Genomic DNA, 12719 nt, shown 5'->3' with positions numbered 1-12719 from the left:
CAGACCCGGAAGTGACCGCAGCGCCGACGCGCGCTGCCGTCGAATCAGATGGAGATGAGCGCCATCGCGATCGGGAAGACGGGCAGCAGGGCGTCGATCCGGTCGAGCACGCCGCCGTGGCCGGGCAGCAGCTGACTGCTGTCCTTGGCGCCCGCCGCCCGCTTGACGAGCGACTCGACGAGGTCGCCGATGACGCTCATGGCGCTGAGGAACACCAAGGCAATGATGAGCCCCAGTGCATCGAAACGCTGCCAGAGCAGCGTGAACAGGCTGGGCGATCCGAGCGACCAGGTGCGGTCGGCGAGGATCCATGCCACCGCGAGCAGCATCACGCCCACCATGCCGCTCCAGACACCTTCCCAGCTCTTGCCCGGGCTGATGGTGGGAGCGAGCTTGCGGCGACCGAAGGCGCGGCCGCCGAAGTACGCAGCAATGTCGGCCGCCCAGACCAGGCAGAACACCGACAGCAGGAAGTTGATGCCGACGACCTTGGCGCTCGCAAGCGCAAGCCAGGCCGTCCAGAGCAACGCGACACCGAGGACCCAGCGGGCCAGCCGTGGCAGCTCAGGCCAGGCGGACGGACCCACTTTCACGGCCAGGGCTCCGCCCAGCACCCACACCGCGCAGGCCAGCCACCAGGCCGGATTGGCGCCGAGGCCCACCCAGCCGGCGGCCAAGGCCGCACCGCACAGCACGGCCACGATACCGCCCATGGCGATGGCCAGGCCCGGTGAGGCGCCATTCAACCGGCCCCATTCCCAGCCCGCAGCGGCGACCATCACGAGCGTGAGCACCGCGAAGGGCCAGCTCATCGGCGCGAACATCGCCGGCAGCAGCACGAGCAGCAGGATGACGGCGGTGATGACGCGCTGCTTGAGCATGTTCAGACCTTCTCGGGTACCGGCTCCGCCGCCTCGACGCCGCCGAAGCGGCGATCGCGGCTGGCGTAGTCGGCGAGGGCCGCGTCAAGCTGCGCCTCGTCGAACTCGGGCCAGAGGCAGTCGCTGAACACCAGCTCGGCGTACGCCACCTGCCAGAGCAGGAAATTGCTGATGCGGACTTCGCCGCCGGTGCGGATGAACAGATCGGGATCCGGCGCGTAGCTCATGGCCATGTACCGCGAGAGCCGTGCCTCGTCGAGCTCGGTCGCGGGCACGCCGTCGCGGATGGCATGCTGACAGGCCTGCACCACATCCCAGCGGCCGCCATAGTTGAAGGCCACGGACAAGGTGATGCGCTTGTTGTGCTCGGTCCCGCGTTCGGCCTGGTCCCAGGCATTGCGCACCTTGTCGGACACCTGCGAGCGGTCGCCGACGATGCGGATGCGCACGCCTTCGCTCGCGAGCTTGGTGAGGTACTTCGACACCGCGACGAGAACCAGGTCCATCAGGCCGGAGACCTCCTCCGTCGGGCGCTTCCAGTTCTCGCTGGAGAACGCGAAGACGGTGAGGTACTCGATGCCACGGTCGGCGCAGGCCTGCACGGTGCGCACGAGGGCATCCACGCCCTGCTTGTGGCCGAAGAAGCGCGGCATGAAGCGCTTCTTCGCCCAGCGTCCGTTGCCATCCATGACGATGGCCACGTGGCGCGGAATGCGGGATGTCGGTTCCAAGGTCTTTTTCGCGAATGACAGACGGCCGGGCGTGAAGATGGCCATCAGACGGCCATGATCTCCGCTTCCTTGGCCGCGATCAGGCGATCGACTTCGGCAATGAAGCGATCGGTGAGCTTCTGGACGTCGTCGAGCGAGCGGCGCTCGTCGTCTTCCGAGATCTCCTTGTCCTTGGTCAGCTTCTTGGCCTGCTCGTTGGCGTCACGGCGCAGGTTGCGGATGGCGATCTTGCAGTCTTCGCCGGCGTTGCGCACGACCTTGGTCAGGTCGCGGCGACGCTCTTCGGTGAGCGCCGGCATCGGAACGCGGAGCAGGTCGCCCTGGGCCGAGGGGTTCAGGCCGAGGTCGGACTCGCGGATGGCCTTCTCGATCTTCGAACCCATGCCCTTTTCCCAGGGCTGCACGGTGATCGTGCGGGCATCCAGCAGCGACACGTTGGCCACCTGGCTGATGGGCACCATGGAGCCGTAGTACTCGACGCTCACCTGATCGAGGATGCCCGGATGGGCCCGACCGGTGCGGATCTTCTGGAGTTCGTTCTTGAACGACTCGATCGACCGAGCCATCTTCTGCTCGGCGTTCTTGTGGATGTCTGCAGTGCTCATGGCTGTTTCCTCAAACGTGGACGAGGGTGCCCTCGTCTTCGCCCATCACAACCCGCTTGAGCGCGCCTTCCTTGAAGATGCTGAACACCTTGATCGGCAGCTTCTGGTCGCGGCACAGTGCGAACGCCGTGGCGTCCAGCACCTGCAGGTTGCGGCTGATGGCTTCATCGAAACTGATGCTGGCGTAACGTGTCGCGCTCGGGTCCTTCTTGGGGTCGGCAGTGTAGACGCCGTCGACCTTGGTCGCCTTCAACACGACTTCGGCGCCGATCTCGGCGCCGCGCAGCGCAGCGGCGGTGTCGGTCGTGAAGAACGGGTTGCCCGTGCCGCCCGCGAACACGATGACCTTGCCTTCCTCGAGGTACTGCAAGGCCTTGGGACGCACGTAGGGCTCGACGACCTGGTCGATCGCGATGGCCGACATGACACGCGCCGTCATGCCTTCCTGGCGCATGGTGTCGGCCAGGGCCAGCGCGTTCATCACCGTGGCCAGCATGCCCATGTAGTCGGCCGTGGCGCGGTCCATGCCGACCGAGCCGCCCGCCACGCCGCGAAAGATGTTGCCACCACCGATCACGACCGCGACCTCGCAGCCGAGCTGAGTCACTTCCTGAACCTCACGCACCATGCGGACGATGGTGGCCCGGTTGATGCCATAGGCGTCATCGCCCATGAGGGCCTCGCCCGAGAGTTTGAGCAGGATGCGCTTGTACGCCGGCATGCGGGGATCTCCCTTTTGTCGATGGTCGGGGCACGTGGGTTGTGCCCCCTGAAGTCTATCCGTGATGCCTGCACCAGGAGCGCGTGCCCCTGTGCAGGCGGGCTGCCCGTGTCAGGCGCCCTTGGCAGCAGCGACTTGTGCCGCCACTTCGGCCGCGAAGTCGTCGACCTTCTTCTCGATGCCCTCGCCCACCACGTACAGCGTGAAGGACTTGACGTCGGTCTTGGTGCCCTTCAGGTGCTGCTCGACGGTCTGCTTGCCATCGGCGGCCTTGACGAACACCTGGTTGAAGAGGCTGACTTCCTTCAGGAACTTCTGCACCGAGCCTTCGATCCGCTTGGTCACGATGTCGGCGGACTGGGCCGGCTTGCCAGCGGCTTCGGCAGCCTTGGCGTCCTCGGCAGCCTTGCCGGCGGCCACGGCGCGTTCCTTCTCGATCAGCTCGGCCGGCACTTCGGCCGACGACAGCGAGACCGGCTTCATCGCGGCGATGTGCATGGCGACGTCCTTGGCAGCGACGGCGTCGCCCTCGAACTCGACCATCACGCCGATGCGGGTGCCGTGCAGGTAGCTGGCCAGCTGGCCGCCGCCCGCATAGCGCTTGAAGCGGCGGATCGACATGTTCTCGCCGATCTTGCCGATCAGGCCCTTGCGCACGTCTTCGACCGTCGGGCCGAAACCGGCTTGCGACAGCGACAGCGCGCCGACAGCGGCCACGTCAGCCGGGTTGTTCTTGGCGATCAGCTCGGCGACGGCCTTCGTGAAGGCGAGGAAGTCATCGTTCTTCGAGACGAAGTCGGTCTCGCAGTTGACTTCGACGAGCGCACCGACGTTGCCTTCGACCGAGGCAGCCACGACGCCTTCAGCCGTCACGCGCGAGGCGGCCTTGCCGGCCTTGCTGCCGAGCTTGACGCGCAGCAGCTCTTCGGCCTTTTCCATGTCGCCAGCAGCTTCCGTGAGGGCCTTCTTGCACTCCATCATCGGGGCGTCGGTCTTGGCGCGCAGCTCGGCGACCATGCTTGCAGTGATTGCGGACATCTTGAATCTCCGTAGGTTCGGCACGCCACTCGCCGGGGCGCACCAGTGTTCATGAGGTGAAAAAAAGGGGCTGAAGCAGCCCCTTTCTCTGCCCGCCCTTGCAGGCGAGCCGGGGCCGCGGGCCTCAGGCCGTTTCGTTGACTTCCACGAACTCGTCGCCACCGGCGGCGACGGCTTGCACGACTTCGTTCGTCGCGTTGGCCTTGCCTTCCAGGACGGCGTCGGCCACGGCCTTCGCGTACAGGGCGACGGCCTTGGAGGAGTCGTCGTTGCCGGGGATCACGTAGTCGATGCCTTCAGGCGAGTGGTTCGAGTCCACCACGCCGATGACGGGAATGCCCAGCTTCTTGGCTTCGAGCACGGCGATCTTGTGGTAGCCGACGTCGATCACGAACATGGCGTCAGGCAGCGCATTCATGTTCTGGATGCCGCCGATGTCCTTCTCGAGCTTGGCCAGGTCGCGCTGGAACAGCAGGGCTTCCTTCTTGATGCGGATCTCGGTGCCGGCTTCGATCTGGGCCTGCATGTCCTTCAGCTTCTTGAGCGAACCCTTGACCGTCTTGAAGTTGGTCAGCATGCCGCCGAGCCAGCGCTGGTCGACGTAGGGCATGCCGGCGCGCTGCGCTTCGGCGGAGATGACTTCGCGAGCCTGGCGCTTGGTGCCGATCATGAGGATCGTGCCGCGGCGAGCGGACAGCTGGCGGATGAACTTCATCGCGTCGTTGAAGAGCGGCTGCGTCTTCTCGAGGTTGATGATGTGGATCTTGTTGCGATGGCCGTAGATGTACGGGGCCATCTTCGGATTCCAGAAGCGGGTTTGGTGGCCGAAATGGACGCCGGCTTCCAGCATCTCACGCATGGTGACAGACATGTGAACTCCAAAGGTTGGTTCTAGAATCCGGCTTGAATTGAAAGCCACTGTTTCGGCGGTGTCTCGTCTGAAACACGTTGCCTCGACAGGGTGCGTTCAACACCTTTCAACAGCCGGATTCGCGATTTCGCAGGATTGCGGTTTCACCGGGGGCTTCATCGCGAAGCGCCCTCAGATAAACCCGTAGAGTGTAGCACGGCCTTCGAGCCTTCTCCATGACCCAAGACCTGAGCGCTGCCCGCGAAGCCATTCTTCTCGGCCGTACGAGCGCCACCGAGGCCCTCGGCCACTGCCTCCACGCCGCGGATGCAGCCTGCAACGCGCACACCTACATCCGCCGGTTCACCGGCCAGCCGGAGGCCGTGGCCGCCGCGGTGGACCTGCAGCATCGCGCCGGCATTCCGCTGCCTCCGCTGGCAGGCCTTGCCCTCAGCGTGAAGGACTTGTTCGACGTCGCCGGCTTCCCGACCACGGCCGGTTCCCGGGTGCTGGCCGACGCGCCCGTCGCGACCGTCGATGCCCCGGCCGTCGCCCGGCTCCGGCGTGCCGGAGCCGCCCTCACCGGCCACACGCAGATGACCGAGTTCGCCTTCTCCGGCGTGGGCATGAACCCGCACCACGGCACGCCGCCCAACCCGGCCACCGCCGCCCTCGATCCGACGCCACGCATTCCGGGCGGCTCGACCTCGGGCGGCGCCGTGTCGGTGTCCACCGGCGCGGCCTGGGCGGCCCTCGGCTCCGACACCGGCGGGTCGATCCGCATCCCGGCCGCATTGCAGGGGCTGGTGGGTTTCAAGGCCACGGCGCGCCTGGTACCGACCGCAGGCACGGTGCCCCTGTCGCCGACCTTCGACACCGCCTGCGCGATCACCCGCTCGGTTCGAGACGCGGTGCTGCTGCACGAGGTGCTGGCCGACCGCCCCGTTGCCGGACGCACCGTGCCGGCGCACCTGCTGCGCCTGGCGGTGCCGTCGACCGTGATGCTCGACGGGCTGGAACCCGCTGTGGCGGCCGCCTTCGAGCGCAGCCTGGCGCGCTTGCGCGAGGCGGGCGCCCGCGTCGAGGAAATCGCCCTGCCCGCCCTGGGCGAACTGCGCGCCTTCAATGCCCATGGCGGCTTTCCCGCCGTGGAGGCCTGGCGGTGGCACCGTGAACGGCTTCGCGCGAGCGAGGGCGCCTACGACCCTCGCGTGGCGTCACGCATTCGGCGCGGCGAGGCCGTCGGGGCGGCCGACCACCTGCAGCTGATGGCTGCCCGCGCGGACTGGGTGGCCCGCATGGAAGCCGCGCTGGCCGGATGGGACGCGCTGCTTTCACCCACCGTGCCGTGCGTGGCGCCCACCCTCTCGGCCCTGGCGGACGACGAGGCCTACTTCGCCGCCAATGCCCTGCTGCTGCGCAACCCCTCGGTCGTCAACTTCCTCGACGGCTGCGCCCTCTCGCTCCCCTGTCACCAGCCCGGCGACATGCCGGTCGGCCTGATGGTGTGGGGACCGGCGCTCGCCGACGACCGGGTGCTGGCCGTCTCCGCCGTGATCGAACACCTGCTCGCCGGAGGCGCCTGATGCGGGTCGCCGTGATTGGTGCAGGTGTGGTGGGCGTCGCCACGGCCTACGAACTGGCGGCCGATGGCCACGAGGTGGTGGTGCTCGAGCGGCGCGGCAGCGTGGCGGTGGAGTCGAGCTTTGCCCCGGCAGGCCTCGCTTCGCCGGGTGCCCTGGGCCCATGGAGCGGGCCGGGGGTTCCGGGCCACCTGCTGCACAGCGTCTTCGGCCGCACGAGTCCCTGGCGGGTCTCGCCCGGGATGCGCTCCCTCGGCTGGATGTGGCGCTGGTGGCGAGCGGGCCAGCCGGCGCCGCACCGCGCCATGCACGCGCGCCTGCATCGCCTTGCGGCGTACAGCCAGGAACGCCTGCACGGGCTGGCCGGCGCGTTGAAGCTCGACTACGAGCGCAGCGACGGCCACCTGGTCCTGCTGCGCACGGCTCGGGAGCAGACACGCCTGGCGCCCACCCTGGCGTTGTTGTCGGAGCTGGGCGTGCGACACACCGTGCTCGATGCGACCCAGTGCCTCGCGCTCGAGCCCGGATTGAATGCGGACACGCCGCTGCAGGCCGGCCTGCATCTCCCCGGCGACGAAGTCGGGAACTGTCGGCAGTTCGCCATGCTGCTCAGGGCGGAAGCCGAGCGCCTGGGGGCCCTGTTTCGCTTCCACAGCACGGTGGAATCGCTGCAACCTGGTCCCTCGCCACGCCTGCGCATCGTCCATTCGCCCCACGAGGAGACCACCAGCCGGCTGTCCTCTGCCGGCGATGCTGCCACGCCACGCGCCTTCCAGCCGACCCAGCCGCTGGACGAACCGATGGAGGAATCGTTCGACGCGGTCGTCGTGTGTGCGGCCATGGGCTCGGTGGACCTGCTGCGCCCGCATGGCGTGCGCCTGCCGATGGCGGCCGTGTTCGGTCAATCCGTCACGGCACCCATCCGGCACGTCGAGGCGCATCCCGACATCGGCCCGCGGTCCGCGATCACGGACCACGCGCATCGTGTCGTGATCCATCGGCTCGGCTCCCGGCTTCGGGTGTCGGGCGGGGCACGCCTTGGCGGCGGCGCGAAGCGCCACCAGCCCGAGGAGCTGGCCCGCCTGTACAAGGTGCTCGACGACTGGTTCCCGGGTGCCGCGCGCCTCAGCCAGGCGCAGCGCTGGAACGGCGCGCGTCCGATGATGCCGGACGGGGCGCCCGTGATCGGCAGCAGCGGCGTGCAAGGTGTCTGGTTGAACCTCGGCCACGGATCCGCCGGGTGGGCACTGTCGTGCGGCTCGGCAAGGGTACTGGCCGACACGCTGTCGGGCCGGCAAGCCGGCATGGACGCGACCGGCCTGGGCCTCGAACGACTTGGAGGCCGGGCGTGATCCTTCGCCTGCCAACGACGGGCGGCCCTTACCCGCTCTTCTGCAGGGAGGCCACCCGGCGAATCGAAGCGCGGGCCCAGGCGGCCGTGCCGCACTTCACCCTCATGGCACGGGCCGGCGCCGCCGTCTCCCGGCTGGCCCTCGCCGTGGCGCCGCATGCGCAACGCATCTGGGTGGCCGCCGGGCCGGGGAACAACGGCGGCGACGGACTCGAGGCGGCCGTGCTGCTGCGGCAAGCGGGCATGGAGGTGGCCGTCACCTTGTTGGCCGCCCACGAAACCCTGCCGCCCGATGCTGCGCGCGCGTGGCAACGGGCCGTCGACTCCGGCGTCGATGTGTCGAGCCAGCTCCCGGAGGCCTTGGGACCCGGTGACCTGATCATCGACGCCGTCTTTGGCGTGGGAGCGACGCGTGAACCCGCGGGGCCGCAGGCCGCACTCATCCGCTTCATCAAAGCACAGGCGGCTCCGGTGCTCGCCGTGGACCTGCCCTCGGGCCTGGACGGCGACACCGGCCAGCCCTTCGGCCCCTTGTGCGTTCACGCCAGTCATACCTTGAGCCTGTTGACGCTCAAGCCGGGGCTGTTCACCGGCGCGGGCCGTGACCATGCCGGCACGGTGTGGTTCGACGACCTTGGCACCGCGCCCCCTGACGAAGCCCCCCAGGCGGAGCTTCCGGCGCCGCCCCGGCTTGCCGCCATGCACCATGCCCAGCACAAGGGCAGTTTCGGCGACGTGCTGGTGGTGGGTGGCAGCGCCGGCATGGCAGGGGCGGCGGTGCTGGCTGCGCGCGCCGCCCATGCCGCGGGCGCCGGCCGTGTGCTGGTCGACTTGCTGGACCCTGCCGGGCTTACCCACGACCCGGTCCGTCCTGAACTGATGCTCCGTGCAGGCGCCCGACTGGGCGACCTGCCGGAGCAAGCGACGGTGGTCGCCGGCTGCGGCGGAGGCGAAGCGATTGCGGCCGCCCTGCCCCGCTTGTTGGGCATGGCGCCCCGGCTGGTACTGGACGCCGATGCGCTGAACGCGATTGCGGCCGACGGCACGCTGCAAGCGCTCCTTGCCGCCCGTGCGACGAGCGGACGCGAAACCGTGCTGACACCACATCCCCTGGAGGCTGCCCGCCTCCTCGGCAGCAGCGCCGCGGCGGTCCAGGCCGACCGGTTGGCTGCCGCACGCACCCTCGTCGAACGGTTCGGGACCACGGTCGTGCTGAAGGGGTCCGGAAGCATCGTGGCTTCGCCCGGCCATCCCCCTTCGATCAATCCGACCGGCAACGCCGCCCTGGCGACCGCCGGCACCGGTGACGTGCTGGCCGGCTGGATCGGTGGCTTGTGGTCGGCATCGGGCACCGGTGCGCTGGACGCAGCGCGCGCCGCGACGTGGACGCACGGCGAGGCGGCCGATGCGGCGCGTCATGCGCCGCTGCGCGCAGCCGACCTCATCGAAGCGATGCACGCATCGGCGCGTCGACGACGCCCGGGGACTTGAGCCCGGCGGCCCGACGCGCGGCCGTGCCGTGACGCGGCGTCGGCCCCCGGTTCAGCTGCCGTCGGCGCGCAACGGCCCGACCGCGCCAGGGGCCCGGCGCACCATGCAGGCAGTGAACAAATCGCTGTCGAGCCAGCCCCGCAGCCAACGCTGGACCGAAGGCAAAGCCTGGCCGGCAAACCACGCGGCATCCACGCCGACGAACTGGCGCACGAACGGGAACACCGCGAGGTCGAGCGCGCACGGGACGTCGCCGCCAAGCTGCGGGCGGCTGCCAAGCCGAGCTTCCAGTGCAAGCAGGAGCTCGTCCCGTGCCGCGTCTCGCGCACCCGGGCCGGCAAGGCCCTCATCGGTGAACCGCTCGGGATACTTGTAGCGGTCAAGCAGGCGCTTGAACGGGCCATCCACCCGCTGCAGCAGTTCGATGTTGTCCGGCGACTGTGCACGCGACCACCAACCGTTCATGTCCCGGTCGCCGAAGGCCCAGCGCATGATGTCCCAGCTTTCCTCGATCACGTGGCCATCGGGCAGCTGCAGCACCGGCACCGTCCCCTTGGGGCTGATGGTCAGCAGGGAAGCCGGCTTGTCGCGCAGCACGATCTCCTGCACCTGCACCGCCCGGTCCGCCTGCAGCAAGGCCATGCGGGCCCGCATGGCATACGGGCAGCGGCGGTAGCTGTAGAGCAGCGGGAGCGCGGTCGATGGGTTCACGGGCCGGGTCAGCGATCAATGCGAGGGTCGGCTCGGGGCCGGGCAGCCGCCATTCTGCGCGCGCCGCCTGCGGCTGGAGACGGCCAGGCGCGCCCGCCATGCCCGCAGACGGCATGTCGGATGCGCCGTACACCCGACGGCCCTCTGCCGGCGGCCAGTCGCCGGACCGGGAGCCGCCACCGGAATTTCGGTGTCGGCGCGCCCCTGCCCGCCGCGTCACGCAGTCATCGAACTGGGCGTCAGCCGGGACGCGAATGGCGACCCGACCCCTGCCCTCGCGATGTCAGCGATGGCGCGTCGACTTGGCTGCCGTCTTGCGTGCCGCCGACTTGGCCGCCCGCACGGGATGCGCGCCGGCCGACGCTGTGGACTTGCGGCCCTTGGTCGCCGCCTTGACGGCGCGGTCGGCCTCCTTCACGGCCGCAAGCTCGGCCGCCGCACCCGCGTTGCGCTCGGCGGAGCGATCGCTCGATCGCTCACGCTTGCCGCGGCTGGGCGTCGACGGGTCCTCGCCTTCATGCACCATGCGGAAGTCGATCTTGCGACCGTCGAGGTCGACGCGGATCACCTGCACCCGCACCCGGGCACCGACGGTGTAGCGCACGCCCGAGCGCTCGCCGCGCAGCTCCTGCCTGACCTCGTCGAACCGGTAGTACTCGCCGCCCAGTTCAGTGATGTGGATCAGGCCCTCGACATACAGCGAGTCGAGCGTGACGAACAGGCCGAAGCTCGTGACCGCGGTGACCGTGCCCCCGTACTCCTCGCCGAGGTGCTCGCGCATGAAGCGGCACTTGAGCCAGGCCTCGACGTCGCGCGACGCTTCGTCGGCGCGGCGTTCGTTGGCGCTGCAATGCGCACCGCTCACCTCCCACTGCTCCATCTCGGCATTGGCTCCCTTGCGCGCCTTGGCCGGCGTCTCCAGCGTTCCGGTGAGCAGGCTGTAGCGCCTTCCGCTGAGCAAGGCCTTGATCACGCGGTGCACCAGCAGGTCGGGATAGCGCCGGATCGGGCTCGTGAAGTGGGTGTAGGCCTCGTACGCCAGGCCGAAGTGGCCGCTGTTGGTGCCGGTATAGATGGCCTGCTGCATCGAGCGCAGCAGCATCGTGTGGATCTGCTGGGCGTCCGGCCGTTCCTTCGTGGCGGCCGCGATGGCCTGGTATTCGCCCGGCTTCGGATCGTCGCTGATCGACAGGCCGAGACCCAGCGCCTTGAGGTAGTTCTGCAGCAGCGTCTTCTTCTCGGGTGTCGGCCCCTCGTGCACCCGATAGAGCGAGGGATGCTTGTTGGTCGCGATGAAATCCGCGGAGCAGACGTTGGCCGCCAGCATCGCCTCCTCGATGAGCTTGTGCGCCTCGGTGCGCGTGCGCGGCACGATCTTCTCGATGCGGCCGTTCTCGTCGCACACGATCTGCGTCTCGGTGGTCTCGAAGTCGACCGCGCCGCGGCGCGACCGCTCCTTGAGCAGCGCGCGGTACACCTCATGGAGGTTCAGCAGGTCGGGCACCAGGTTCTTGCGCCGAGCCGCCTCGGGACCCCGGGTGTTGCCCAGGATGGCGGCGACCTCGGTGTAGGTGAAGCGTGCATGCGAGCAGATCACCGCAGGGAAGAACTGGTACGCGTGGATCTCGCCCTCCTTGGTGATGAGCATGTCGCACACCATCGCCAGCCGGTCTTCATTCGGATTCAGCGAACACAGGCCATTGGAGAGTTTCTCCGGCAGCATCGGGATCACGCGGCGCGGGAAGTAGACCGAGGTCGCGCGCTCGTAGGCGTCGTCATCGATGGGCTCGCCGGGCTTCACGTAGTGGCTCACGTCGGCGATGGCCACCACCAGGCGCCAGCCGTCGAAGGCGTTCTTGCCGCGGCCGGTCTTGACCGGCTCGCAATACACCGCGTCGTCGAAGTCACGCGCGTCCTCGCCGTCGATCGTGACGAGCAGCACGTCGGTGAGGTCGATGCGATCCTTGCGATCGGCGGGCCGGATCTTGTCGGGCAGACCTGCCGCCTGGGCGAGCGTCTCGGGCGAGAACTGATGCGGCACCTCGTACTTGCGCACCGCGATCTCGATCTCCATGCCGGGATCGTCGATCTCGCCAAGGACCTCGGTCACGCGACCCATGGGTTGCGAGTAGAGCGACGGCGGCTCGGTGAGTTCGATGGCGACCACCTGTCCCGCCGTCGCGTTGGCGATGGCGTTCTTGGGCACCATGATGTCCTGCCCGTAGCGCTTGTCCTCGGGGGCCACGAGCCAGATGCCGCTCTCGTGCAGCAGGCGCCCGATGATCGGCGCCTTGCGACGCTCGAGGATCTCGACGACATGCCCTTCGGGCCGACCCTTGCGGTCGTAGCGGACCACGCGTGCACGCACGCGGTCACGGTGCAGCACCGCCCGCATCTCTTGCGGGGACAGGTACAGGTCAGGTTGGTGGTCGTCACGGACCAGAAAGCCGTGACCATCGCGATGCCCTTGCACCGTGCCTTCGACTTCACTCATCAGCTCACCGCTGATTGTTGAAGAAGAGTGTTGTACGTTTGATTTTTTGATGATAGAATCCAAGTCTTCCTGAGATGCCCAGATGGCGGAATTGGTAGACGCACTAGTTTCAGGTACTAGCGGGTAACTCCGTGGAGGTTCGAGTCCTCTTCTGGGCACCAAACCATTGCAAGGCCCTGCGCGAAAGCGCAGGGCTTTTTGCATTGTGCCATCGACTTGGCAAGCACTGACAAGTGCTCGCGACGAGCCGCCGAGGGCGTGTT

General features: G+C 68.4%; 11 protein-coding genes and 1 tRNA gene. 4 read left to right on the top strand and 8 right to left on the bottom strand.

What is annotated here, in order from left to right; genetic code table 11:
* Nucleotides 1-44 precede the first annotated feature (44 nt).
* The 6 genes from ACSQ2F_RS07705 to rpsB all read right to left on the bottom strand — a co-directional run bounded on the left by ACSQ2F_RS07705 (nt 45) and on the right by rpsB (nt 4847).
* Nucleotides 45-881 carry a phosphatidate cytidylyltransferase gene (locus ACSQ2F_RS07705; RefSeq protein ID WP_436021403.1) on the bottom strand — a complete coding sequence of 279 codons (837 nt, stop codon included), beginning with the start codon at nt 879-881 and terminating at the stop codon, nt 45-47.
* 2 nt (nt 882-883) lie between these two features.
* Nucleotides 884-1657 (bottom strand): polyprenyl diphosphate synthase, encoded by a 774-nt coding sequence (gene uppS, locus ACSQ2F_RS07700; protein ID WP_436021401.1) that lies wholly within the window; start codon nt 1655-1657, stop codon nt 884-886.
* Complete coding sequence (gene frr, locus ACSQ2F_RS07695; protein ID WP_436021399.1) at nt 1657-2217, bottom strand: ribosome recycling factor; 561 nt, start codon at nt 2215-2217, stop codon at nt 1657-1659. Before frr ends, uppS begins: the two co-directional genes overlap by 1 nt.
* Before the next feature lie 10 nt (nt 2218-2227).
* Nucleotides 2228-2938 (bottom strand): UMP kinase, encoded by a 711-nt coding sequence (pyrH, locus tag ACSQ2F_RS07690; RefSeq protein ID WP_436021397.1) that lies wholly within the window; start codon nt 2936-2938, stop codon nt 2228-2230.
* 111 nt (nt 2939-3049) lie between these two features.
* Complete coding sequence (tsf, locus tag ACSQ2F_RS07685; RefSeq protein WP_436021395.1) at nt 3050-3976, bottom strand: translation elongation factor Ts; 927 nt, start codon at nt 3974-3976, stop codon at nt 3050-3052.
* A 124-nt stretch (nt 3977-4100) separates the two neighbouring features.
* Nucleotides 4101-4847, bottom strand: coding sequence for a 30S ribosomal protein S2 (gene rpsB, locus ACSQ2F_RS07680; protein ID WP_436021393.1), 747 nt, complete (start codon nt 4845-4847; stop codon nt 4101-4103).
* Nucleotides 4848-5062: 215 nt separating this feature from the next.
* Between rpsB and ACSQ2F_RS07675 the strand changes: the two genes are divergently transcribed.
* Genes ACSQ2F_RS07675 through ACSQ2F_RS07665 form a run of 3 tightly spaced genes read left to right on the top strand, consistent with a single transcriptional unit; the run spans nt 5063 to nt 9251 of the window.
* On the top strand, nt 5063-6412 hold the full coding sequence (locus ACSQ2F_RS07675) for an amidase (RefSeq protein WP_436021391.1): 1350 nt from the start codon (nt 5063-5065) through the stop codon (nt 6410-6412).
* The gene (locus tag ACSQ2F_RS07670) at nt 6412-7761 is read left to right on the top strand and encodes an FAD-dependent oxidoreductase (RefSeq protein WP_436021389.1); all 1350 of its coding nucleotides are present in this window, start codon (nt 6412-6414) and stop codon (nt 7759-7761) included. The genes ACSQ2F_RS07675 and ACSQ2F_RS07670 overlap by 1 nt, the downstream gene beginning before the upstream one ends.
* Entirely contained in the window at nt 7758-9251 is a 1494-nt protein-coding gene (locus ACSQ2F_RS07665; RefSeq protein ID WP_436021387.1) for an NAD(P)H-hydrate dehydratase, read from the top strand. The genes ACSQ2F_RS07670 and ACSQ2F_RS07665 overlap by 4 nt, the downstream gene beginning before the upstream one ends.
* A gap of 51 nt (nt 9252-9302) precedes the next feature.
* Here the strand turns inward: ACSQ2F_RS07665 and ACSQ2F_RS07660 are convergent, their stop codons facing one another.
* Nucleotides 9303-9962: a glutathione S-transferase N-terminal domain-containing protein gene (locus ACSQ2F_RS07660; protein WP_436021385.1), complete on the bottom strand. Its 660-nt coding sequence runs from the start codon at nt 9960-9962 to the stop codon at nt 9303-9305.
* 283 nt (nt 9963-10245) lie between these two features.
* Entirely contained in the window at nt 10246-12456 is a 2211-nt protein-coding gene (rnr, locus tag ACSQ2F_RS07655; protein ID WP_436021383.1) for a ribonuclease R, read from the bottom strand.
* A 76-nt stretch (nt 12457-12532) separates the two neighbouring features.
* On the opposite strand from rnr, the gene ACSQ2F_RS07650 reads away from it, so the two are divergent.
* A tRNA-Leu gene (locus ACSQ2F_RS07650) sits at nt 12533-12617 on the top strand.
* Nucleotides 12618-12719 lie beyond the last annotated feature (102 nt).

The organism is Rhizobacter sp. LjRoot28, from assembly GCF_964253025.1.
Taxonomy (GTDB): Bacteria; Pseudomonadota; Gammaproteobacteria; order Burkholderiales; family Burkholderiaceae_C; genus Rhizobacter.
Note: the sequence above shows the minus strand (reverse complement) of the source record. Positions and strands in the feature narration are given on the sequence as shown.